The organism is Pseudomonas paracarnis, from assembly GCF_904063055.1.
Taxonomy (GTDB): Bacteria; Pseudomonadota; Gammaproteobacteria; order Pseudomonadales; family Pseudomonadaceae; genus Aquipseudomonas; species Aquipseudomonas paracarnis.
Window position 1 is genome coordinate 40,299 of sequence record NZ_CAJFCN010000008.1, and the last position, 22,716, is coordinate 63,014.

The following is a 22,716-nucleotide window of genomic DNA, read 5'->3' on the forward strand; positions in this document are numbered from 1 at the left end:
CCGCTGATGATGAATGATTTCAGCAGCCGTCTCGCGCTCTATTGGCCTGCCTTGATCGACGGTGCAACAACCACATTGTGGTTGTGCGCCATCGGCATGCTGCTGGGTTTCATTCTCGGCGTAGTAATTCATCTGATTGCCAATGGTCGCAGCCCTGCCGGCAGAGCATTCACCCGGGTGTATGTCAGTTTCTTTCGTGGCACGCCCATGCTGGCGCAGCTGCTGCTTCTGTTCTATCTCCCATCAGCCCTGGGCCTGGATGTGCCACCCATGGTGGCTGCTGCTGTAGCCCTAGCGCTGAACACGGCGGCTTATCAGTCGCAGATTCTGAGCAGCGGTTTCGCCGCAATCCCCAAGGGCCAGATGGAAGCGGCGGCCGTGTTTGCCATCGGCAAATACAACACGCTTTTTCATATCCAACTGCCACAAGTGTTGCGCCTCACCTCACCCGCGCTGATCTCCGAGTTGATCGATGTGATCAAGGTTTCAGCCGTGGTTTCGGTCATTTCCATCACTGATTTGATGCGCGTCAGCCAGCAGCTGGTTTCGCAGACTTACCGCCCGCTTGAGGTGTATCTGGTGGCGGGCTTGTTTTATCTCGTGCTGACAAGCCTGTTGAGCGTGCTCGGCAGCCTGCTGGAACGTCGCTGGAAGGAGCTCAAGTGATGCAAGAATTATTGAGTTATCTCCCGGATTTCGCCAATGCACTGCTTGTCACGCTGGGTATTAGCCTGACTGCCGCTGCCATGGGCTTACTGCTGGGATTCGGGATCAACGCCTTGCGCATGGCGGCCCCAGGATTTGTAGCGATCTATCGCGTTTACGTGTGGCTTATTCGCGGAACACCTTTTCTCGCCCAACTCGCGATTATTTATTTCGGGCTGCCAGTCATCGGTCTACGGCTGGAAGCCGTCGAGGCAAGCATCCTCTCGCTGGCCTTATACAGCGCTGCTTATTTTGCTGAGCTGTTCCGCTCTGCCTGGGCCAGTGTGCCCAACGGTCAAGTAGAAGCAGCGCGGGTGCATGGCATTTCGCGCAGCCGGGTGTTCTGGCACATACAAGCGCCGCAAGCGCTGGCATTCGCCCTCCCGCTATTGGGCAATCAGGTGATCCTGACCATCAAGGAAAGCGCCGTCACCTCGATTATTACCGTGCCAGAACTGACCATGACTGCCGGACGCATCGTATCCACCACCTTTTCCTACGTATTGCCGTATGCCCTGCTGGTGTTGAGCTACTGGCTGCTGACCTCGTCGGTCGCAGCTGTAGCCAGCGCACTGGGGCGGCGCATGACACGCCATCTACGAGGCTGAACAGATGAATACCCTTCCGCTTCTCAACTTGCGTGGCGTTGGCAAATCCTATGGCTCGCACCGTGTGCTCAGTGAGTTTGACCTGAGCGTACAAGCCGGTGAAATCGTGTCTTTGATCGGGCCTTCAGGATCAGGAAAAACCACCGCCCTGCGCTGTATGAATTTCCTTGAGCGCTATGACGAGGGAGAGATATGGATCGATGGTCAACTGCTGGGCTATAGCGGACCGGGCAGACGTGAAGCCGACCGCGACAGCGAAGCCAAGATCGATGAGGTGCGCAACCCGCTGTCCATGGTGTTCCAGCAATTCAATCTGTGGCCGCACATGACCGTGCGCGACAACGTCATGGCGCCTTTGGTACTCGGCAAGAAAATCGCCAAGGCCGAGGCGCGCAACCTGGCTGATCAGGCACTGGCACGGGTCGGCCTGAGCGCCAAGGCGGATGCGTACCCCGCTCGCCTCTCCGGCGGACAGCAGCAACGCGTCGGCATTGCCCGGGCACTGGCAGTAAAACCGCGGTTGATGCTGCTCGACGAACCGACCTCGGCGCTGGACCCGGAATTGGTCGAGGAAGTACTGCAGGTCATTCGCAGCCTTGCGAACGATGGCATGACCATGGTGATGGTGACCCATGAAATGAGCTTCGCTGCACAGATATCCAGTCAGGTAGTGTTTATGGAAGCAGGAAAAATTATTGAAACCGGTACTCCGCAGGCACTGTTTCAGGCACCAAAGACGGAACGCTTACAGCAGTTTCTCAGCCCCTGGTTTAACCGCAGCCTCACTCCACGCGTGCAGGTGACCCCATGATTGCCGATCAAGTGATGCAGGCCGTTTCATCGGAACGACTGCAGCGTTTGTTGGAGACCCTGGCAACCTTCGGGCCCGGCATCGATGGCGGAATGAACCGTCAGGCGTTGTCCGAAGAAGACTTCCTGGCCCGCGCCTGGCTGATTGAAGAAGCCCGAAAACTGGACTGCAAAGTGTGGACCGACGCCAGCGCCAACCTGTTCATACGCCGCGAAGGCCGTGAGGACTTAACGCCAGTGATGACCGGGAGCCACGTCGACACCCAACCCACAGGCGGGAAGCTTGACGGCTGTTACGGGGTGATGGCCGGGCTTGAATGTCTGTATGCGTTGGCAGAACTCAACGTCAGCACCCGTCGCCCGATCGAAGTGGTGGTCTGGACTAACGAAGAAGGCAGCCGCTTCAGTCCAGGAGCGATGGGCTCCAGCGCCTACGTAGACCCGGCGCGACTGGAGACTTATCGAAACAACCTTGACGCTGCGGGTATATCGGTAGGAGAGGCACTGGACGCTCACGCCCTGCGCTTTGCCGAACTGCCACAGCGCGAAAAAATCGCCACACACGCCTTTGTCGAGTTGCACATTGAGCAAGGCCCGATATTGGAGCAAGCCAATGTCCCGCTGGGAGTGGTTTCGGGTATTCAGGGCGTGCGCTGGTATCAAGTGCGCTGCAAGGGTGCTTCGGCACACGCAGGAACCACGCCGACGCACATGCGGCGCGATGCGTTGTTGCTCGCCATGGAATCCCTCGGCCGCATCGACGCGCTGGCCGAACAACTTGCCGGTGACGACAAGCGCCTGACATTCGGACGCTGGAACGTCTCGCCCAATGCAATCAACACGATTGCCGGTGAAGCAACCTTCAGCATCGACTTCCGCCACGCCGATCCGGCTGTACTCGAAGCCTTCGATAATGCCCTCAGTGCCTGCCTGCCTGCCGACGCCGAACTGACCAGCCTGTTCAGCCACAGCCCGACCGCGTTCGATCATCAGGTCATCAATGTGTTGGAGAACGCCTGCGACGCCACAGGACTGACTTGGCAATCGATACGTTCTGGCGCCTTCCACGACGCCATGTATCTGGCCGGGCACTGTCCGACAGCAATGCTTTTTGTACCCAGCCGGGACGGCATAAGCCACAACCCGAAGGAATTCACAGATCCCGCGCAATTGAAAGCAGGCGCCCAGGCATTGGCCTGGAGCCTGGTTGCACTTGCAGAACAACCCTGAACCCATAGGAACTCATATGACCAATATTACCCATAGCCACGACTATCCGGCCTGCTGCCAGCCCGACAATGGCTCCTCGCTGGGCATCAACGCCACGTTGAAAGAACCGATCTCGGCCGATGGCACTCCAGTCCTGGGCGAAAGTTACACAGTGCCTGCCCGTTGTGGCCGCGCCGTCCGCCTGAAAGCTGGCCAGGTCATCAAAATCGTCAACACTCACGGCACCCAGGTATGTGACACCTGGTTGTTCAACAGCGAAGACATGAGCGAATTCCTATCGATGGAACATGCTCGCGCGCATTGCAACAGCATCATTCCCAAGACTGGCGACGCGCTGTTCAGTAACCGCCGCCGCACGATCGGTACCTTGTTGACCGACACCTCACCCGGCATTCACGACACCTTGATGGCTGCGTGTGACCTGCACCGCTACACCAACCTGGGAGTCGAGGGTTATCACGACAGCTGCGCGGATAACATGCGTCTGGCCTTGCAGGCTATTGGTCTGCGCTCCCATGAAGTTCCGCAGCCTTTCAATCTGTGGATGAACATTCCGGTCAAGCCTGATTACACTGTTGAATGGCTGCCGCCGGTATCCACAGCCGGGGACTACGTTGAAATCCGTGCAGACATGGACGTTATCGTGGTGATGTCAGCCTGCCCTCAGGACATTGTGCCTATCAATGACCTTAACCCGGTGGAAGTTACCTTCTCGGTTCACGGCTGATCTTCAGTACCCCAGTAGACGACAGGCTCCCGTAACCCTAGGATGCCTGTCGCTCACTTCGTACAAACTTTTCGAGGGATGCATGTCCACACCCAGCAAAACGCCAGTAGCCAAATCCCAGCATTCCGATGCCCTGCCGAGTTTGAGCGTTCGCCTTCGCCATGCGCGTAAGGTGGCAGGCTTAACTCTCAAGCAAGTTGCCCAGGCTGCCAACTGCTCCGAAAGCCTGATTTCCAAGCTGGAAAACGACGCCGCATCGCCTTCACTGGCCATGCTGCACCGCCTGGCACTCGCGCTAGGCAGCAACGTGTCCGAGCTGACATCCGAAGACTGGGAGTCTGAAGAGCCCGTGCTGCGCGCCGGCGGTCGACAAGTGAGTCGTTTCGCACAAGGCACCGCCAAGGGCTATATCGATCTGGAACGCATCACCCATCTGCAAAAAGGCGGGCTGCTGCAAGGCGATATTCATATCGTTTCCCCTGGCATGGTCAGCGACATGATCGAGCATGCTGGTGAAGAGATGGGTTACGTGATCGAGGGAAGCCTCGACCTGACTCTCGGCGAGACCACCTACACGCTGAATGCTGGCGACTCCTTTCACTTCCCCAGCAACGTACCCCATGGCTATCGCAACTCGACCAAGAGTGTCGTTCGCATACTTTGGATCAACACGCCCGCTACCTTCTAACAAACTGCTTTCGGTACTTGGCAACGTCCGCCTCGTCGACACCGCCGCTGACAGCAGCGCCCACCACCCCGCAACATGCGCCGCTCTGATTTGAAATGCATATCTGCAGAGAAAATCGGGAGCGCAGCCTTTTTGGCAAAGTAGTGTCAGCACGCCGCCTCGCAACGCCGTTGGCTCATACAGGTGTTGCATTTGCGGTGCTGTAGGCGATGTCAGGATCGGTGACAAATCATCCGGCCACAACGCCCTCAACGCGCCTTTAACGTCAGAACCAACAATATTCATCAAGCACCTTGAATAAATATCCTGCCACCGTCTTCTATTAGTGCAGCCTACGCCCAGACGCCTCAATCCGGCGCAATTCAGGTTGGCGAAAGACCTTGGTTTTGTGGTGCTACAGGGCAATAGATCGTGCCTCCGAATCAGGCATGAACATTGCTTTCACATTATTCAAGTAACTTGAATTAAATGTAAGCCACTATAATCAGGGGACCGTATGACCCAATCCAGCGTCACGACTCGCTTCACTTTGCTCGCTCGCATTGCAGCGATAACCACCCTCTCCTTCTCGTGTGCCTACGCGGGGACAGTGGCTGCGGATCCGTTGAAAGTTGCCATTGTGCTAGCCGGCAACATCACCGACCGTTCCTTCAACCAGTCCGGTTATGAGGGTGTAATTCAGGCACGCGACGCACTGAAGATAGATGTGGCCTACAGCGAAAAGGTCCCGCAACCAGACCAGGCTCAAGCCTTGGCAGACTACGCCCGACGCGGCTATGACGTGGTGATTGGTTATGGGGGCGAGTTTCAGGATTCAGTGGACCGGGTTGCCAAACGCAACAGCAAGACCCAGTTCCTGGTGGTAAACGGCACCAAAAGCGGCGGCAATGTCTCGACGCTGGCGTTCGATATGAAGGACATGGGTTATGTCATTGGCTACATCGGCGGCAAAACGTCGTTGAGCGGAGTGGGTGGTTTTGTCGGTGCGCAAAAAATCAAAGCGTACTCCGACCTCAACGACGGTTTCGTCGAAGGCTTCAAGGCCGCCCGACCACAGGGCCAGGTCCTGAGTGCATGGACCAACGACTGGGATGACCTGGCCAAAGGCAAAGAAGCGGCCTTGAATCTAATTGGGCAGAAAGCCGATGTGGTGTTCCCAACCATGGATAACGCTGTACTTGGCAGTCTGCAAGCAGTCCGTCAGGAGAACAAACAGGGGTTCGGAATTTACTACGATGCGTTGAGTGACTGGCCGGATAACCTGCTGCAATCAGCCGTGCTAGATATGCGCGGTGCGCTGCTGACGGTGCTTACTCAGGCGCAAAGCTCGTCGCTGGGCGGCAAGTCTTATGTGTACGGCTTTGAAACGCCCAAAGCCTTCCGCCTCGGTAGCTACGGCAAAGCAGTATCCGAGCAGACCAGGACCGATGCCGCGGCATTGATCGAGACCATCAAGCAGCGCAATGCCAGCCAGCCAGCAGTCGCGGCGGCGGTAAAACCCTGATGAGCTATTTACAACTGGAGGGAATCGGCAAGCGATTCGGCGACTTCACGGCCCTGAAGGACGTCACTCTGGGAGTAAGCAAAGGCAGTATCCATGCGCTGTTGGGTGAGAATGGTGCGGGTAAAACCACACTGATGAACATCCTCTACGGCTTTTACCAACCGGACTCCGGTGTGGTTCGCCTTGATGGTAGGGAGCTGTCAATCGACTCGCCCCGTCAGGCCCTGTCCGATGGTATTGGCATGATCCACCAGCATTTCATGCTGGTGGATAACCTGAGCGTTCTGGAGAACGTCGTCCTCGGCCTGCCGGGCGGCCTGCGGCTGAAACTCACTGATCACCGTCGCAAGCTGATAGAACTGAGCGCTCAGGTCGGCCTGAATGTCGATCCTGATCGCCTGATCTGGCAACTTCCGATAGGCATGCGTCAGCGGGTGGAAATCCTCAAGGCGCTGTATCGGGACGTGGAAGTGCTGATTCTGGATGAACCCACCAGCGTTCTGGCCCCTACCGAGATCGACGCATTTCTACAAATTCTGGATAACCTGCGCTCGATGGGCAAAACCATGTTGTTCATCACGCACAAGCTCGATGAGGTGTTTCGGGTTTGTGATCGGGTGACGGTACTGCGCCGGGGCAATGTCGTCGGACACGCTCAGGTCAGTGAAAGCACGCCACAGGAAATTTCCCGGTTGATGGTCGGCCGTGAATTGGCCCAGCCCGTTGAGCTTCCCATGGTTGTACAGGGCCCGGTTGTGCTCAAGGTACGAGCTTTGTCGGCCAATAATGATCGCGGCATTCAGGCGTTGAATTCTGTCAGCTTCGAGATTCGAGCGGGGGAAGTGCTGGGTATTGTCGGCGTTGACGGCAACGGCCAGGCGGAGCTTGCGGATACGATCGCCGGAATGCGCCATGCGCAATCCGGGGAAGTCTACATGCGCGGCCAGTCGATGCTTGGCCACGATGTCGCCAGCCGCCGTAAACGGTTCAGGGTCGGCTATGTTCCCGAAGATCGCCACAGCACCGGGCTGGTACTGGATTTCACGCTGTGGGAAAACGCCATGCTGCGCGATCACCGACGCTCACCGTTTTCGCGTTTCGCCCTGCTCAAAACAAAACGCGCGCGGGAGATCACCAAAGACTGGTGCTCCCGATACGACGTGCGCATGCACTCGGTTGACCAGCAAGTACGGTTCCTCTCAGGAGGCAACCAGCAAAAGCTGATTTTTGCCCGGGAAGTCGAATGCGACCCTGATCTGCTAATCGTCATGCAGCCGTGCAAAGGCTTGGATGTCGGTGCTATCGAAGCCGTGCAAGGGGTCGTGCGCGAACAGCGGCAAGCGGGCAAAGCGGTGCTTTACATATCGACGGAGCTGGAAGAAGTCATGGCGATTTCTGATCGTATTGGCGTGATGTGCGCAGGTCATCTGACGGGTGTACTGAATCGCGCCGACGCCACAGCGGACCTGATTGGTTCACTGATGACCAGCACGGCTTCACAAGAGGTTTTGTCATGAATGAAGTCTGGCGCTGGCTGCATCGCCTGCGAATGGTCTGGGCGGTGCTTGCAGCCTTTGCCCTGGGTTCGCTGCTCATCGTAGCGGCTGGCAAAAATCCCATGGCTGCTTATCAAGCGTTGTTTAAAGGAGCCTTTTTCGACTATCACGGCCTGGCCGATACCCTGGTCAAAATGTGCCCGATGCTGCTCGCCGGGCTTGCGGTGATCATTCCCATGCGTTGCGGGCTGCTCAATGTCGGTGCCGAGGGGCAGATCTATATCGGTGGACTGGCAGCGGCAGCCGTCGCGCTGTATCTGCCGCAGATGCCTGCGATGCTGCATGTGCTGCTGTGCCTGCTGGCAGGCATGCTGGGCGGTGGCCTGTGGGGCTCGATTCCAGGGTATCTAAGGGCAAAACGCGGCATCAATGAAGTCATCGTGACGCTGCTGATGAACTACGTGGCGATCAATATCGTCAGCTATTTCGCAGGCGGTCCAATGATGCAGGAAGGCGCGCCCTACCCTTACTCAGCAGAAATCAGCGAAGACTTATGGCTGCCTCTGCTGCTGTCGGACACTGACACTCACATCGGTGTGCTGATTGCGGCGCTCTTGAGCTTGATGACCTTTGTCGTCTTCAAATACACCACCATCGGCTTTTCAATGACGGCGGTAGGCAAAAGCCCGCAAGCCGCGCGCTACGCTGGTATGTCCGTGAACCGCAACCTGATCGGCAGCATGATCGCAGGTGGCGCCATCGCTGGCTTGGCGGGGGCGATAGAAGTACTCGGGGTCAAATACCGGTTGTATCACCTGTTCAGCCCCGGCTATGGCTACGACGGCATCGTGGTTGCCTTTATGGCCAGCCTGAATCCTTTGCTGGCGACATTTTCGGCGTTTTTCCTGGCAGGCCTGAGCACTGGCGCGCAGTACATGCAACGCGCCATCGGCCTAGATGTGACAGCGATAGAAGCATTGCGCGGGCTGATCGTGATCTTTGTCGCCGCCGGGCTGATCTGGAAATTAAACCTGCAAAAGCGGAATAACCCGTTGGCGAAAACGGCCAGCATCCCGAACCAGCAAAACACAGCGGAGGGTTTGACCGATGGACGCTAGTTATCTGGATATTCTTGCCACCGGACTGCGCCTCGCCGTCCCGCTAATTTTCGCGGCATTGGGCGGCATCTGGTGTGAACGTGCCGGGGTGTTCAACCTGGCGCTGGAGGGCAGCGTCCTGGGCGGCGCGTTCGGTGCGGCTCTAGGTGCGTTTTTCCTGCAAAGCGTGTGGGGAGGTTTGCTGGGTGGATTACTTGCGGCGGGACTGGTCGGACTGCTATTGGCAACCATGACGGTGCGCCTGGCAATCAACCAAATGGTTGCGGGTATCGCCATCAACATGCTGGTCATTGGCATGACCTCTTTCTTCGCACGCATGGCGTTCAGCGAGCAAGCTGCTTCAGCATTGTTGCCGGGCTTCACGACATTGCCTGTTCCGGGGCTGGCGTCGATCCCGGTGATCGGCGATATTCTGTTCCAGCAGAATTTACTTGTCTATCTGCTATACGGCCTGGTGCCACTTGCCTGGTGGCTTCTATTCCGCACTTCGTGGGGCCTGAACCTGCGCGCCACCGGTGAGTATCCAAGAGCCGCCGATAGCGCCGGATTGAACGTATTCCGGATTCGTTTTTTAAGCGTTGTGGGCTCTTGTGTGATCGCCGGACTGGGTGGCTGCTATTTGGTGCTGTCACAAGTCTTCATGTTTACCGAGCACATGAGCGCGGGCAAAGGCTTCATTGCCCTGGCGGCATTGATTCTAGGTCGATGGAATCCAGTGGGCGCACTAGCTGCCTGTCTGTTGTTCGGCCTGGCCGATGCACTGCAACTGCGTTTGCAATTTGGTCATCCGGATGTGCCCTATCAGCTGTTCGTGGTGCTGCCTTATGTCGCATCCATTGCCGCACTGGTGATCTTCGCCGGAAAGATCAGGCCTCCGGCCGCCGCAGGTGAATACTTCAAGCGCGGTGGCAAATAGCATTTCGCCTCGACTTTCAGTTTTTAACAGGTACCGACATGAGCAAACCTGCAAGCATGATCAACAACCCTATTCCGTGGCCTGGCGGCGCGCGATGCGCCGTGGCGATCACCTTCGACATGGACGCCGACAGCTTCCTGCACCTGCATCGCCCCGCAGACAGCCATAAGCGGGTCAGCACCATTTCAACCCTGCAATACGGACCGAAAGTCGGCGTACCGCGAATCCTGCAATCCTACCGGGACCTGGGTCTGAAACAGACATTCTTCGTTCCTGCCTGGTGCATTGAGCAATATCCGGCCGCGGTCGAAGCGATGGTCAAGGACGGTCATGAAATCGGACACCATGGCTACATCCATGAGCACGTCAACGAAATCAGCGAAGAGGAAGAGCTGTTCTGGCTGCGTAAATCTATCGATATCATCGAACGCCACACAGGCCAGAAACCCCGAGGTTTCCGCGCCCCGCTATACAACTTCTCGCCCGCTACCACAGACCTGTTGATTGCCGAAGGCTTCAAGTACGACGCCTCGTTGATGGGCGACGATATCCCGTACATCCTGCAAGGCAAAACCGGCCAACTGGTAGAGCTACCGACCCATTGGGCGATGGATGACTGGCCGCCGTACGTGCACATGAGCGACATCGACTACAGCATGCCGATCCGTTCGCCTCAGGAAGCCATCTCCGTTTACAAGGCCGAGTTTGATGCGATGTGGGAGCACGGAGGGCTTCTGGTTGCAGTCTGGCATCCGTTCGTAAGCGGCCGCCTCGCCCGCTGGCATGAGGCGGTGCGCTTCATTGAATACATGCAGGCCAAAGGTGGAGTGTGGTTCGCCACGCTGGAAGAAATCGCCGCGCATGTAAGTCAAGTACATGACCAAGGGTCGGCAAATCTGCGGGTGGAGCGTATGCCGCCGTACGACGGCCCCGTCAAGTTTGACAAATATTAGCCAAAACGCTGATTAGCGGTCGCCATCAGGCGACTGCCTGACCACCACAGGCAATTCCTTAAACCTATAAAAATACACAGTCAACTCACTTACCCACATGTCCATTTCGGCGACGAGTCGTTAACTACAACTGACAGAATTCGCAATTGACTAAAATGCCCGCGCGTCGAATTCACAGCAGCGCACTTCAACGTCGAGTATTAGAGGGTTACCTAGACAAAGCTGCTATTACGCCCAGCGATTTAACAAGTGGCCATTACGGAGCACCACCCCAATCACATTTTCTGGTACGGACGCCATGGCAGATGGGTAACAAAATGGACGCTCCATGCCCAAAATAAAAAAGCAAAAAGGCCGTTACGCATAGGCCCGACATGCAGGGTAAGATCAAGAGCCAAAACCTGCTAACAATCCCAGAACCAGATGATGCCGAATGTCGGCAGATTGCTGCAGAACGCGTCACTTATACCTTGAGGAGCGCTATCGATGGCGAAACTCCACGCGTCCCTCCACCCTGTCGCAGGGCGTTCGGTTGATGAACATCGGCCATTGAAAACCGTTGGTTTTTTGGTCATACCAAATTTCACCACTATCGGCTTCGCTTCCGCTGTGGAAACCTTGCGCATAGCCAATATGGCGGCGCGTCAAACGATGTTCCGCACGGTTATCATCGCTGCCAACATGGAGCCGGTCATGGCCAGCAACGGCATGCGCCTGCTGCCCGACTACACCATCACCGATGCACCAAAGCTGGATATGCTGTTCGTTGTCGGATCAAACCCTATCGTCTCTAATCACAGCAGCCTACCGCTACTCAACTGGCTCCGTAAGCTGGCGCATGATCAAGTGCCCCTAGGCGGGATTTGCACTGGAAGCCACTTATTGGCGCGCGCAAACTTACTTAAGGGTTATCGCTGCACTATTCACTGGGAAGACATCGAAGCTTTGAAGGAGCGTTTCCCGGGCATCATTATTTCCAATCAGTTGTTTGAGCTTGATCGCGATCGCTACACGTGCTCAGGCGGCGTGGCCTCTATGGACATGACACTGCAGTTGATAGCGCGCGAACCCGGTGGTCGCGAAATTGCAGCCCATGCAGCCGAGTTGCTACTGTGTGATCGGGTCCGGGGCGCGCAGGAACAGCAGCGTGTGCCATTACGACAGAAACTGGGCACCTCTCAACCTAAGCTCAGCCAGATGGTGGCAATCATGGAGGCCAATCTTGAGGAGCCGTTGGGCCTTGAGGAGCTCGCGCGATTGAACGAAGTGTCGGTACGGCACCTAGAGCGGTTGTTTCACAAGCACCTACAACGCACGCCGAGTCAGTATTACCTGGAACTGCGCCTGTCGCGAGCGAGACAATTGCTACTGCGCAGCGAGTCGCAAGTTCGTGATATCGCCCTCGCTTGCGGCTTTATCTCCCCTGCGCACTTCTCCAAATGCTACAGCCGTTTCTTCGGGATATCACCCCTCGGCGAACGCAAGCAAGTGGCTGCGATGCATTAATTTATAGGGCGTATCCTCATCGCAATGGCGACCGCGAGGACTCCACTGAACAGGCTATGCCCCCTATATATTGGGTTGTGACGTTCGGGTCAGTCTTGCAAAGCTTTATGCGCAGTCTCGCGGCTCGCCAGCATGGCAATTAACGCTACAGCGGCGGCCGCCAGCAGATACCAGGCTGGTGCCATTTTATTACCGGTCAGCTGAATCAGCCAAGTCGCAATAAATGGCGCCGTACCGCCGAACACCGCATTGGCGATATTGAAGCTGAAGGCAAAACCACTGAAGCGCACGCGGGTCGGGAATATCTCGGCGAGGAAGCACGGCAAGGTGCCGTCGTTCATCGCCAGGATCGCGCCGAAGGCTATCTGGATCATCAGGATGACGATCAGCGGCTGGTTGTTCAACATGCCGAACAGCGGCCATGTAAGCGCCAGAAACAGCACCGATGCGGTCAGCAACATGGCCTTGCGTCCGAACAGATCCGACAGCTTGCCCATCAGGAAAATCAGCCCGATGTAGGTCGCCAACGACACAGTCGACGCCATGAACGAATCGCTCTCGCTCATGCCCATCTCGGTAGACAGGTAGGTCGGCATATAACTGAGCAACAGGTAGAACGCTACCGCATTCAAGCATGTCACACCGATGCCGATAATCACGCTACGCCGGTGTAAGGTCAAAAGTTCGCGAACCGGAGCGTGGGTCGCGCATTCCTTGGCCTCGAGGCGTTTTTCCATCTCTAGAAATTTGGGTGTGTCTTGCAAACTCATACGGATGTAACGCCCGACTAGACCGAACGGCGCCGCCAGCAGGAAGGGCAAACGCCAGCCCCAACTGTGCAGATCCTCAACGCTCATCCACGAATGCAAACCGGCCACGAACACTGCGCCGAACAACAAGCCGGCAGCAGTACTCGCCGGCACGATGCTGGTATACAAACCGCGTTTACCCTCAGGGGCATACTCGGCCAGAAAGGCTGATGCCCCAGCGTACTCTCCGGAAGCGGAAAAGCCCTGAAACAAGCGGATTAGTAACAACAGAGCGGGTGCCCACAGACCAATATGGTTGTAAGTCGGCAGGATACCGATGCAGAAGGTCGAGATTGACATGATCAGAATCGACCAGGACAACGCGCTGCGCCGCCCGTACTTGTCTCCGAAGTGACCCCAGACTAGCCCTCCCAGCGGGCGAACGAAAAACGACAGCGCAAACACCGCGAAGGTTGCCAGCAGCCCGGTCGCCTTGTCGGTCTGCGGAAAAAACGTCAGTGCAATCACGGTTGCCAAATAGCCGTAGGCCGCGTAGTCGAACCATTCGACGAAGTTGCCCATGAAGCTGGCACTGGCCGCGCGCCGCAGTGCCTTGCGCTCGGAAATCCGTTCAAGCTGCTGTTCCAGGATCGGCGTCAGACTTGCGTTTTGGGTGCTCATTGCGCACCTCCGGGGGTAGAGGTGCTGTTATCGGAATGAAGAGGCAACGCTGTATCGCTACCAGAAGCGGTATGGAAATTGAACTGCTTCGAGCCCGTGGCCGGAATCGTGACGTAGTACATGACAAATACCCTCTATTGTTTTACTTGGCAGGGTTAAGGGTCAGTAAATGATGCGCGATATTATCGTGCACGCGTTGGTTTTTCCGGTTTAACTCAGCCGCCGGGACGGTATTTCCTATACTTTTACTATTAACAAAAGAAAACGCCGCACAGGTTCACTGTGCGGCGCCTAATCTCACTTCTTGATGATGTTATGTTCCGGGCCATACGGGAATTTGGTGATGTTTTCCCCGCCCTGCTCGTTGACGATCAATATGTCATGTTCGCGGTAACCGCCCGCGCCCGGAAGGCCTTCAGGCAGCATGATCATCGGTTCAATGGAAACCACCATCCCCGGCTCCAGTACCGTGTCAATGTCTTCGCGCAGTTCCAACCCAGCTTCGCGGCCGTAGTAATGGCTCAGTGTACCGAAGGAGTGGCCGTAGCCGAAGGTGCGGTATTGCAGCAGATCGTGCTCAAGGAAAATCTCGTTGAGTTGCAGAGCGATATCGCAGCAGCGCATGCCCGGCTTGATTAGTTTCAGGCCGGCCTCGTGCACTTTAACGTTCACTTCCCACAAACGGAGATGCTCGTCGGAGCAATGGTCCAGGAACATTGTGCGTTCCAGCGCAGTGTAATAACCAGCGATCATCGGGAAGCAATTGAGGCTCAGGATGTCGCCCTTGTTAACCTTGCGCGAGGTCACCGGGTTATGAGCACCGTCGGTGTTGATGCCAGACTGGAACCAGGTCCAAGTGTCCATCAGTTCGGAGTCCGGGAAGGTGCGGGCAATTTCGCGCACCATCGCCTGGGTAGCGTGCAAGGCGACTTCATACTCCGGCACCTGATCACGCAAGGCTTCCACGACTGCTGCGCCACCGATGTCTGCCACGCGGGCACCATGACGGATGATTTCATGCTCTTCGGCGGATTTGATCATGCGCATACGCATGCAAGGTGCACCGATATCCACCAGTTCGGCCTGCGGGTAACGACTGGCAAGTTTGTCGCGATTGAGCAGGTTCAGATGGTCAAATTCGATGCCAATGCGTCCAGCTTTCGGCAAAGCTTGCTGAATCGCGACGAAATAATTATCGCGCTGCCAGTCTGTGTAAATGATGTTCTCAGTGCCCACGGTGCGGCGCCAAGGCTGACCGCCATCGATGTTGGCGCTGATGGTAACGGCACTGTCTTGGGTAACGACCAGCGCGTACGGGCGACCGAAAGAGCAAAACAGGAAATCGCTGTAGTAGTTGATGTTGTGATAGGACGTGAATACTGCCGCATCAATATTGTTTTGCGCTAGATACGCTCGCAATTTGGCCTGTCGATTGGCGTACTCCTGAACCGAAAACGTCGATTTTACTTTTTCGCCGTTCTTGATCTGGATCGTTTTAGGCATTTGCATGTCATTTATCCTTGTCGTTGATTGAGCGACATAAGACGCCACTCTGGCTGGCCGCTGAACATCATTCGAACAGATGCGAACTAGGATTTTTTGTGCGAATCCGACCTGTAATTGGCCAGACCCGCTATTTTCGAAGGCGAACTCAGGCCTAATCAAAAAAAGTGCTCCACAGCGCGACGTTTTGGATGGCATACGTCCATCAACACTCAGCACGTCGCGCGTGAGGCTGCGACGGACAGGTTGTGCGGGCTATTCGACGCCAGGGGACGCCAGTCAAATCTCAGGCAACTACGTCATCATCTCGATACGTCGAGCTAGCTTGGAAAAGGCAGAATGTCTGGAGGTCGGTAATTGAACGTCGCCGATTTGTGACGTCAGCTTGGCTGATTTCGCGTGCGCCTTGATTAGTGAATTGCAACATCATCAGCCGCACTGACGCCAGATATAGATAGCACTACTTCCAGCAGACAGGCCTATCGGAGTTATGCGCGCCCAGCTGCCCACCATCATGACTTTGCCTTGTGGAGTAACATCAGACTACAGATTATTACGTAGGCGCCTGGAGCGGACAGGATCAAACATTAGCAGGCCGCCTGACCGCTAGCCTGTAGGGGTCTGCCAAGTGCAGCGTATTTGCGCTGTTATCGGTGATCAGAGCGAAAAAGCGCTTGAGTTCCGAGTAGCCCAACACATCTCAGATGTGCAGACCGGCTTCCAGAATGGGCGATGGATGCGATTCATTAGCGGATATCATGATATTAACGATAACATCCTTGCCGAGGCAGATCTTCATGCTAGCCCGATCAATCTCAGGATAAGGGTATGGCCACGGTGGTAGAGAGATTACCGAAACAAGCTTGGCGATGGATAATTTCGGTCTAGAAGTAAATAACATTGATATGCGAACGGTTGAGCACTTTCGAATCGGCCACACAAAACACCCAGGGCTCTGTCTCTTAAATCTACATCGATAAGCCACTTCATAACGGTTATCTGGAATTAAGTTCGGACCTGAGGGATCGTACCACTTGCGCCTAGTTTAACTGCCAGATTCTTTTCAACTTCTAACATCATGTATCCCCCATACTCTTGTGCTAGAAATTCGCACATGAGCCCTTGAACAGCTTGGCGGCCAATACATGTTAGGCGTCCACGGTCGACACAGAATGGCGCGGTGACAAACTTGATGTCTTTGTAAATACCGAGGTGCTGGGAGTATCCTATTTCAGGAAGGCTGCAACGAAAACCATTTAGCGCGCCACTCATTGCCAACAACCAGCCCGCACCGCCGAAGGCCCCCAGATCAACAGGCTCGGTGCTCCAATGGTCCAGCCGCTGCCTGATATCATCGTAATCCGTATCGGAATGTATATTCTCGGCGGTACACAGGATCAACACATTAAATAACTGCGCATGGTCCAGCCGAGTAGTTTCAGTAGCTATGCCGCTGCTTGCGTTAAGCGTGCCCCCTTCTAAACTGAGAATTTGCCATTCACAAAGCTGAAAGCCTGCTACATGATTAGCGGATCGTAGTGGCTGTATAGCATTCGCTAATGAATATAGGTCAAACCCCTCAGTGAGCAAGAACCCAACTTTCACAATATCCAAGTCACCTCCAGGAAATCTAGGCACTTTTCTGCATCCTCGGAACCATGCTCAAACGCGACACCGCACAATATAACATTTAGCAACTAATATTTCTGGAAAGAGATCAGACGATAGCTTGATCACAAAGTAAGACCATTGATGTAAATGCAATTCAATTTACACTGCCACCATTCTGCCGCTCATTCCATGACGTAAGGAACTGAAGTAAGCGAGGGCTGGTAGGAGCCCCAAATATCTGGCTAGGAGGTCCCTGTTCCTCTACGCGACCATCAGCGAGAAAGACGACTTTATCCGATACCTTTGCCGCGAATCCCATCTCATGCGTCACGATGACTAATGTCATACCTTCACTCGCCACGTCCTTAATGACATTGAGCACCTCTCCTACTAATTCGGGGTCTAAAGCTGAGGTAGGCTCGTCAAAGAGCATAATGCTGGGTTCCATCGCCAACGCTCTGGCTATTGCCACCCGTTGCTGTTGACCTCCGGAGAGTTGACTCGGGTAGCTTGAAGCCTTATGAGCGAGACCGACCTTTTCAAGCTGGGCCTCCGCCATCGCATATGCCGCAAGTTTCGGCATTTTTTTTACAAGCCTCAAGGGGGTGGCAATATTATCAAGAACACGCATATGTGGCCATAGATTGAACTGTTGAAAAACCATGCACACCTTGCGAAGCGAACTCTGGATTATGTTTTCGGGCAATTGGTACAAACCTCCAGTAACAGAGCTTCCGTAACCAATAAGGCGGTTATTTACCAGTACCTCACCACCGTCATATTCTTCAAGAAAATTTATACATCTCAGCAACGTTGATTTACCAGATCCAGAACCTCCGATGATGCTAACCACCTCGCCTTTCGCGACGGTGAGTGAAATGCCTTTGAGCACTTCATGTTGACCATAGCTTTTTTGCAAATCACGAATTTCTATAGCGTATGAATTGGACATGCATAACCTCAGCGCTGCAGATAATTTTTAAAATGCCGCTCAGCTCTGGAACCAATGCCAGCTAGTACAATGGCAATAGCCCAATACGTCAACGCCAATATCGTATATGGCTCCAGCATGGAGTAGCTCTGAACAGCAATTGTCATCGCCACGTTAGTTAACTCAGCGACTGTTATAATCGACAAAACAGACGACTCCTTTAGTAGAATTATCGTCTGCCCGACGACTGCTGGTACGCACCGAGCCATCATCTGCGGCCACAGCACAACGCGAAATACCTGGGTACCTGTCAGTCCCAGATCTCTTGCAGCTTCGAGTTGACCTTGTGGAATTGACTCACGTCCGGCACGAAATATCTCTGCAAAATAGGCTGCACCATACAACCCTAGACCTATCAATCCTACGGTTTCTGCAGTCCATTCAATACCTATGTATGGTCCCCCATAGAAAACCAAAAATAATTGTAGAAGAAGCGGCGTACCCCGAAAAACATTTAAATACAGCTGGTATAAAAAGGCAAATGGCTTGTTATCAGGCTTGTATAAACTCTGTAACACCAAGCCCAAAACCATCCCCAGCGCAATTCCCCCGATACTCATTTTCAGCGTAACGCAAATCCCAGCTAGGATTGAGCCACCGTACTCGTCAAACAGACCAATGCCGATCAAAGGCACCTCCTACGCAATTTTTAGCCTAGCTTCCAGCCAGTTACCCACCCGTCCAGTCGCCATTGTTAGAGCCAAGTAAAGCAGCCCGGTCACGATAAAGAATTCGATGGGGCGGTAGGTAGTTGAGGCAAGGGTTTGAGCTGTCCTCATAAGCTCATGTACAGCGACAGCAGAAATCAATGAGGAATTTTTAATGATATCGATAGTTTCGTTTACAAGAGCAGGCAACATGGCCTTCAACACTTGAGGTGTTTTAATATAAATCAATGCTTGCCAGCGCGACAGACCAAGATCTCTGGCCGCCTCAGTTTGACCGTATGGCAGAAGCTGGAAACCGGAGCGCAATATTTCACCTTGGAAGGCTCCACTGTTCAAAGTTAATGCGACAATCGCGGCCGCCAGTGGAGGTAAACTTATTCCGATAGAAGGTAGTGCATAAAACACTAGAACAAGCTGTACCAACAAAGGCGTGCCTCGAAAGAAGCTTACATAAACAGCGCAAAACATCCGGAGCCACCTACGCTCACTCATCAGACCAAGACAAACAGCCCAGCCCATCACCAGCCCTAACGCAATAGCGGTCAAAGATACCCATAGTGTGGTAAATAGGCCTGCCAAAAGCTGTGGCAAATAGTGGGCTGTAGCTGTTAAATCAAACATACCTAATTTTCCCGATTAGCATTACTGCATTCAGTTTATCGGTGCTGGAACAGCATCAGTAGGTAGAGGCATTTCGAAGCCGAACCATTTGCGCTGAAGTTTGGCTAACTCACCGCTTGCGTTCAGCTTTGCAATACCGTCACTAAAAAATTTAACAAGAGAGGCGCTGTCAGCATCTTTACGACCGGCCCACGCATAGTATGTCGGCGGTCCGAAGGGAGGCTGTACAATTTCAAATACATCTCCACGCTCCTTGATTAAAGGCGCGAGATTGGGTAGGGATTGAACGACTGCATCGACACGACGGGAGGCCAAAGCCGCATAAGCCTCATTATAGTCCATAAATGCCTTGATTTCTTTCACGCCCGAGTTCTTCGTCGGCTGTAGTACAGTCCGCTCATACTCCTTGAGCACGTCGATTTGTGGTGCCCCGGCTTGACTTCCTACTACCATGCCAATCAAATCTTCGGCACTATTGATCCGGGCGTCTCCTTTACGCTTCAATACTGCCACACTAGCAGTGGAGAAAGGCAAGGTAAAAGCAAAACTTTCTGCGCGCGCCTTAGTTATAGTAAGTGACGTGGCTACGAAGTCGAATCTTTTGCTGGATAATCCAGGAAGTATGCCCTGAAATGGAACATCTAATTGTTTAAGTTTAACCCCGGGCAAATCAAGCATAATCGCGTCGAGTAAGTCTTTCCCGTACCCGACAATTTTACCGTCCTCGATCATCTCAAAAGGCGCATAACGTGCTTCGGTTGCGACGACAATCTCGCCACGCCCCTTGATGTCAGAAAGTAAATCAGCCTTAGCCTCAACAGCTGCAAAGGACACTAAAGTGCCAACTAACAATGGGGTCAGCAGCGAGTACAGTGGTCTCATGACGCGATCCTTTCGATGAGTTACGAGTAGAAGTGGGCGAACCGGTTGGCGTTCACACAGCATGTCCACAACCGAAATCATGAACAAACGGCTATTTTTAACGTCGACTCATTAGGTTTACTAATGTCGGCATGACTCATGCTTGTACCGGTAAAATCCCAACAGCTGGAGCCTCGTCATGTCTCGTGCCCTACCTTCTCTTGAGGGATTGCGCTACTTCGATGCTGCTGCACGGCACTTGAGCTTCACTCGCGCATCAAAAGACCTGTTCCTTACACAAAGCGCTGTAAGCCAGAAGATTCAAGCGCTTGAGCAGGAACTGGGCTATGAGCTTTTTTATCGCCTGCCTCGGGGTTTGAGGCTTACGCAACGCGGTGAACGCTTGCACGTCGGAGTCGACCAAGCGTTGAGGCTTTTAGGAATGACTTTGCACCAAATTGGAGATGAAGAGCTAAGTGGCACGCTAAAAGTGCGCGTTATGCCCTCCTTCGCTAGCAAGTGGTTGCTGCCGCGGATGCCATCCTTCAATCAAGCCTACCCTGGCATACAGTTGGAGGTAGAAGCGGATCTGAGTACCCCTAATTTCAATAGCGACGGCGTCGACTTGGCAATCAGCTGCGCTTGGACTGACAATGCCAAACTCTCTCAGCTACACCTATTCGATGACCTCGTTTATCCAGTAGCCAGCGCGGATTTGTTGGCACGAGTAGAAATCAAAGATTATGGTGATTTGTGCCAGACAATCTTGTTACATGACTCTATGCCTCACGCTGCCTACAGCACCAACTGGGACGCTTTTTTCTCCCGGCACAGCCGCTACGATATCAATACCCGTGGAGGCTGCTCATTTTCACGGGCAGACCTTGTGTTGCAGGCGGCTTGTGATGGTCAGGGGGTCGCGTTAATGCGGCATTCGCTGTGTGCAAAAGAGATAGCAAACGGTACCTTGGTCAGGCCGTTCCCTGAGGTAATGCAAGATGGCCAAGTATGGCTAGTGCACCCCAGCATTCATGAAGACCGCCCTCGGGTTCAGGCGCTAAAGAAGTGGATCAAGAGCGAGGTGGAGCAGCATCTGTCGCAGCGGCGCTTGAACCTGGGCAGCTAGATATCTGTCTCAGCCATAAGCTCTGCTAATAGTACGGAATTAAAAATCGTCATTTGTTCCTATTGGGCGTGAAGGAGATGCTACGCGCTGCCTTCACTAGACAGGAACCTCGGCATGAGCATGCCTAATTACATTACACTTCAAAATGGACCTAAAACACGGTCTACTTTCAGTGTGAAGGAAATGTCCCGACGCCTTCAGCTGTTACGTCAGCATATGACCAGCACCAGTTTGGACGCCATTGTATTGAGTTCAATACACAACATAAACTATTTTGGCGACTTCCTCTTCTGCGAGTTTGGGCGTAGCTACGCATTAGTAGTAACGCACGATAGCTCCATTCTTATCACAACCAATATTGATGGAGGCCAAGGTTATCGCCGCAGCTGGGGAGATAATCTTGTCTATACAGACTGGGAGCGTGATAACTATTTCGTTGCTCTACGTAAAGCAATCCCATTAAAATCTCGCCGTATAGGCGTAGAGTTCGATCATCTATCCCTCGATAAATTTCGCAAGATCGAAGCCGCTCTTGATAATGCGGAACTGGTTGACATCGCGCCTGGCACCAACCGTATTCGTATGTTCAAGTCAATCGAAGAAATCCAGCTGATTCGTATTGGTGCAGCGGTAGCGGACGTAGGAGGTGCGGCTTGTTTAGACGCGATATCTGAAGGTGTGCCTGAGTACGAGGTAGCCATTGCGGGGACGTCTGCAATGACTAGGGAAATTGCTAGGCGTATGCCTTACTGCGAGTTACGCGACACGTGGACGTGGTTTCAATCCGGTCTGAACACCGATGGTGCACATAATCCCGTTACCAGTCGTCGAGTTAAATCCGGGGATATACTTTCAGTTAACTGTTTTCCGATGATCGCAGGCTATTTTTCTTCATTAGAACGAACGGCTTTTTTGGGTGAGCCAAATGCCCAGCAGCGTCGCATATGGGAAATCAACTGCAAAGTACACCAACGCGGGCAGGAGATAATCAGACCAGGGGTTCGTTGCTGCGATATTGCGGCAGAGCTAAATGAAATCTATCTACAAGCGGATCTGCTCAAATATCGCACATTTGGTTACGGTCACTCAAATGGAGTCCTTTGCCACTATTACGGACGGGAGGCTGGGCTCGAATTGCGCGAAGATATCGAGACGGTGCTAGAACCGGGCATGGTGGTATCGATGACACCAATGGTAATGCTACCGGAAGGTACGCCAGGTGCTGGGGGATATCGAGAGGGCAGCGTGCTCATTGTAAATGACAGGGGTGCGGAAAATATTACGAAATTAGGCTCTGGGCCTGAGCACAATATAATCAATCTTCCCTAGCAATTAACGTCCAGAGCGGTTCAATTGATCAAGAAGTTCCAAACATCAAGAATCTGCATCATTGATTAATGATATCTGCACCTCTGGGTCATGTGGAGGATACCTAATCAGAACCCGAATTTTTGGTTAAGAGACCGAGATTGTGGCTCTGGATTGCGTAAAAACATCGATTGCTACTCGGGTATTGCTTTCTGGTAGCACTCGAAATTAAATGACCTCACCGATTTGGTCGATGGAGGAAACAGCTAGCATGAATCGCTAGTTTGAATATTGATAGTCGGTGAGAGGCCTATCCATTAGGAATGGAGGTCCGTC

At 53.8% G+C, this 22,716-nt stretch carries 21 protein-coding genes; 14 read left to right on the forward strand and 7 right to left on the reverse strand.

The annotated features are described in order from the left end of the window. Window positions 1-6 precede the first annotated feature (6 nt). The 12 genes from JMV15_RS17795 to JMV15_RS17850 all read left to right on the forward strand — a co-directional run bounded on the left by JMV15_RS17795 (window position 7) and on the right by JMV15_RS17850 (window position 12,261). A complete protein-coding gene (locus tag JMV15_RS17795; protein WP_131672230.1) occupies window positions 7-666 on the forward strand; it encodes an amino acid ABC transporter permease in 660 nt (219 codons plus the stop codon). Continuing rightward, the gene (locus tag JMV15_RS17800) at window positions 666-1,313 is read left to right on the forward strand and encodes an amino acid ABC transporter permease (RefSeq protein WP_042558394.1); all 648 of its coding nucleotides are present in this window, start codon (window positions 666-668) and stop codon (window positions 1,311-1,313) included. The genes JMV15_RS17795 and JMV15_RS17800 overlap by 1 nt, the downstream gene beginning before the upstream one ends. 4 nt (window positions 1,314-1,317) lie before the next feature. Further along, entirely contained in the window at window positions 1,318-2,124 is an 807-nt protein-coding gene (locus JMV15_RS17805) for an amino acid ABC transporter ATP-binding protein (protein ID WP_042558393.1), read from the forward strand. Next, entirely contained in the window at window positions 2,121-3,353 is a 1,233-nt protein-coding gene (locus JMV15_RS17810) for a M20 family metallo-hydrolase (protein ID WP_042558392.1), read from the forward strand. Before JMV15_RS17805 ends, JMV15_RS17810 begins: the two co-directional genes overlap by 4 nt. A 16-nt stretch (window positions 3,354-3,369) precedes the next feature. After that, window positions 3,370-4,080, forward strand: a complete 711-nt coding sequence (locus JMV15_RS17815) for a DUF1989 domain-containing protein (protein WP_042558391.1) — start codon at window positions 3,370-3,372, stop codon at window positions 4,078-4,080. A gap of 82 nt (window positions 4,081-4,162) precedes the next feature. Then, window positions 4,163-4,768, forward strand: coding sequence for a cupin domain-containing protein (locus tag JMV15_RS17820; protein ID WP_042558390.1), 606 nt, complete (start codon window positions 4,163-4,165; stop codon window positions 4,766-4,768). Window positions 4,769-5,264: 496 nt separating this feature from the next. Beyond that, a complete protein-coding gene (locus JMV15_RS17825) occupies window positions 5,265-6,272 on the forward strand; it encodes a BMP family protein (protein WP_162184574.1) in 1,008 nt (335 codons plus the stop codon). Next, window positions 6,272-7,789 (forward strand): ABC transporter ATP-binding protein, encoded by a 1,518-nt coding sequence (locus JMV15_RS17830; protein ID WP_042558389.1) that lies wholly within the window; start codon window positions 6,272-6,274, stop codon window positions 7,787-7,789. The genes JMV15_RS17825 and JMV15_RS17830 overlap by 1 nt, the downstream gene beginning before the upstream one ends. After that, window positions 7,786-8,886, forward strand: a complete 1,101-nt coding sequence (locus JMV15_RS17835; RefSeq protein WP_042558388.1) for an ABC transporter permease — start codon at window positions 7,786-7,788, stop codon at window positions 8,884-8,886. The genes JMV15_RS17830 and JMV15_RS17835 overlap by 4 nt, the downstream gene beginning before the upstream one ends. Continuing rightward, complete coding sequence (locus tag JMV15_RS17840) at window positions 8,876-9,802, forward strand: ABC transporter permease (protein WP_042558387.1); 927 nt, start codon at window positions 8,876-8,878, stop codon at window positions 9,800-9,802. The genes JMV15_RS17835 and JMV15_RS17840 overlap by 11 nt, the downstream gene beginning before the upstream one ends. A gap of 38 nt (window positions 9,803-9,840) precedes the next feature. Beyond that, entirely contained in the window at window positions 9,841-10,755 is a 915-nt protein-coding gene (locus tag JMV15_RS17845) for a polysaccharide deacetylase family protein (RefSeq protein WP_223816864.1), read from the forward strand. 486 nt (window positions 10,756-11,241) lie between these two features. Then, complete coding sequence (locus JMV15_RS17850) at window positions 11,242-12,261, forward strand: GlxA family transcriptional regulator (RefSeq protein WP_169864294.1); 1,020 nt, start codon at window positions 11,242-11,244, stop codon at window positions 12,259-12,261. 89 nt (window positions 12,262-12,350) lie between these two features. On the opposite strand, the gene JMV15_RS17855 is transcribed toward JMV15_RS17850, so the two are convergent. The 7 genes from JMV15_RS17855 to JMV15_RS17885 form a co-directional block, all read right to left on the reverse strand. Beyond that, the gene (locus tag JMV15_RS17855; protein WP_042558386.1) at window positions 12,351-13,691 is read right to left on the reverse strand and encodes an MFS transporter; all 1,341 of its coding nucleotides are present in this window, start codon (window positions 13,689-13,691) and stop codon (window positions 12,351-12,353) included. Window positions 13,692-13,988: 297 nt separating this feature from the next. After that, window positions 13,989-15,200 (reverse strand): M24 family metallopeptidase, encoded by a 1,212-nt coding sequence (locus JMV15_RS17860; protein ID WP_042558385.1) that lies wholly within the window; start codon window positions 15,198-15,200, stop codon window positions 13,989-13,991. A gap of 999 nt (window positions 15,201-16,199) precedes the next feature. Beyond that, window positions 16,200-16,808: a type 1 glutamine amidotransferase family protein gene (locus JMV15_RS17865; RefSeq protein ID WP_052491505.1), complete on the reverse strand. Its 609-nt coding sequence runs from the start codon at window positions 16,806-16,808 to the stop codon at window positions 16,200-16,202. A gap of 151 nt (window positions 16,809-16,959) precedes the next feature. After that, window positions 16,960-17,757 (reverse strand): amino acid ABC transporter ATP-binding protein, encoded by a 798-nt coding sequence (locus JMV15_RS17870; RefSeq protein ID WP_042558384.1) that lies wholly within the window; start codon window positions 17,755-17,757, stop codon window positions 16,960-16,962. An 8-nt stretch (window positions 17,758-17,765) separates the two neighbouring features. Further along, window positions 17,766-18,425, reverse strand: coding sequence for an amino acid ABC transporter permease (locus JMV15_RS17875; RefSeq protein ID WP_042558383.1), 660 nt, complete (start codon window positions 18,423-18,425; stop codon window positions 17,766-17,768). Between the two features lie 9 nt (window positions 18,426-18,434). After that, window positions 18,435-19,085, reverse strand: coding sequence for an amino acid ABC transporter permease (locus JMV15_RS17880; RefSeq protein ID WP_042558382.1), 651 nt, complete (start codon window positions 19,083-19,085; stop codon window positions 18,435-18,437). Window positions 19,086-19,115: 30 nt separating this feature from the next. Beyond that, window positions 19,116-19,967 carry a transporter substrate-binding domain-containing protein gene (locus tag JMV15_RS17885; protein WP_042558381.1) on the reverse strand — a complete coding sequence of 284 codons (852 nt, stop codon included), beginning with the start codon at window positions 19,965-19,967 and terminating at the stop codon, window positions 19,116-19,118. Between the two features lie 178 nt (window positions 19,968-20,145). Here JMV15_RS17885 and JMV15_RS17890 point away from each other — a divergent pair, with 178 nt between their 5' ends. Both JMV15_RS17890 and JMV15_RS17895 read left to right on the forward strand, forming a co-directional pair. Then, window positions 20,146-21,072, forward strand: a complete 927-nt coding sequence (locus JMV15_RS17890; RefSeq protein WP_042558380.1) for a LysR substrate-binding domain-containing protein — start codon at window positions 20,146-20,148, stop codon at window positions 21,070-21,072. A gap of 114 nt (window positions 21,073-21,186) precedes the next feature. After that, window positions 21,187-22,401 carry an aminopeptidase P family protein gene (locus tag JMV15_RS17895; protein WP_042558379.1) on the forward strand — a complete coding sequence of 405 codons (1,215 nt, stop codon included), beginning with the start codon at window positions 21,187-21,189 and terminating at the stop codon, window positions 22,399-22,401. Window positions 22,402-22,716: the final 315 nt, after the last annotated feature.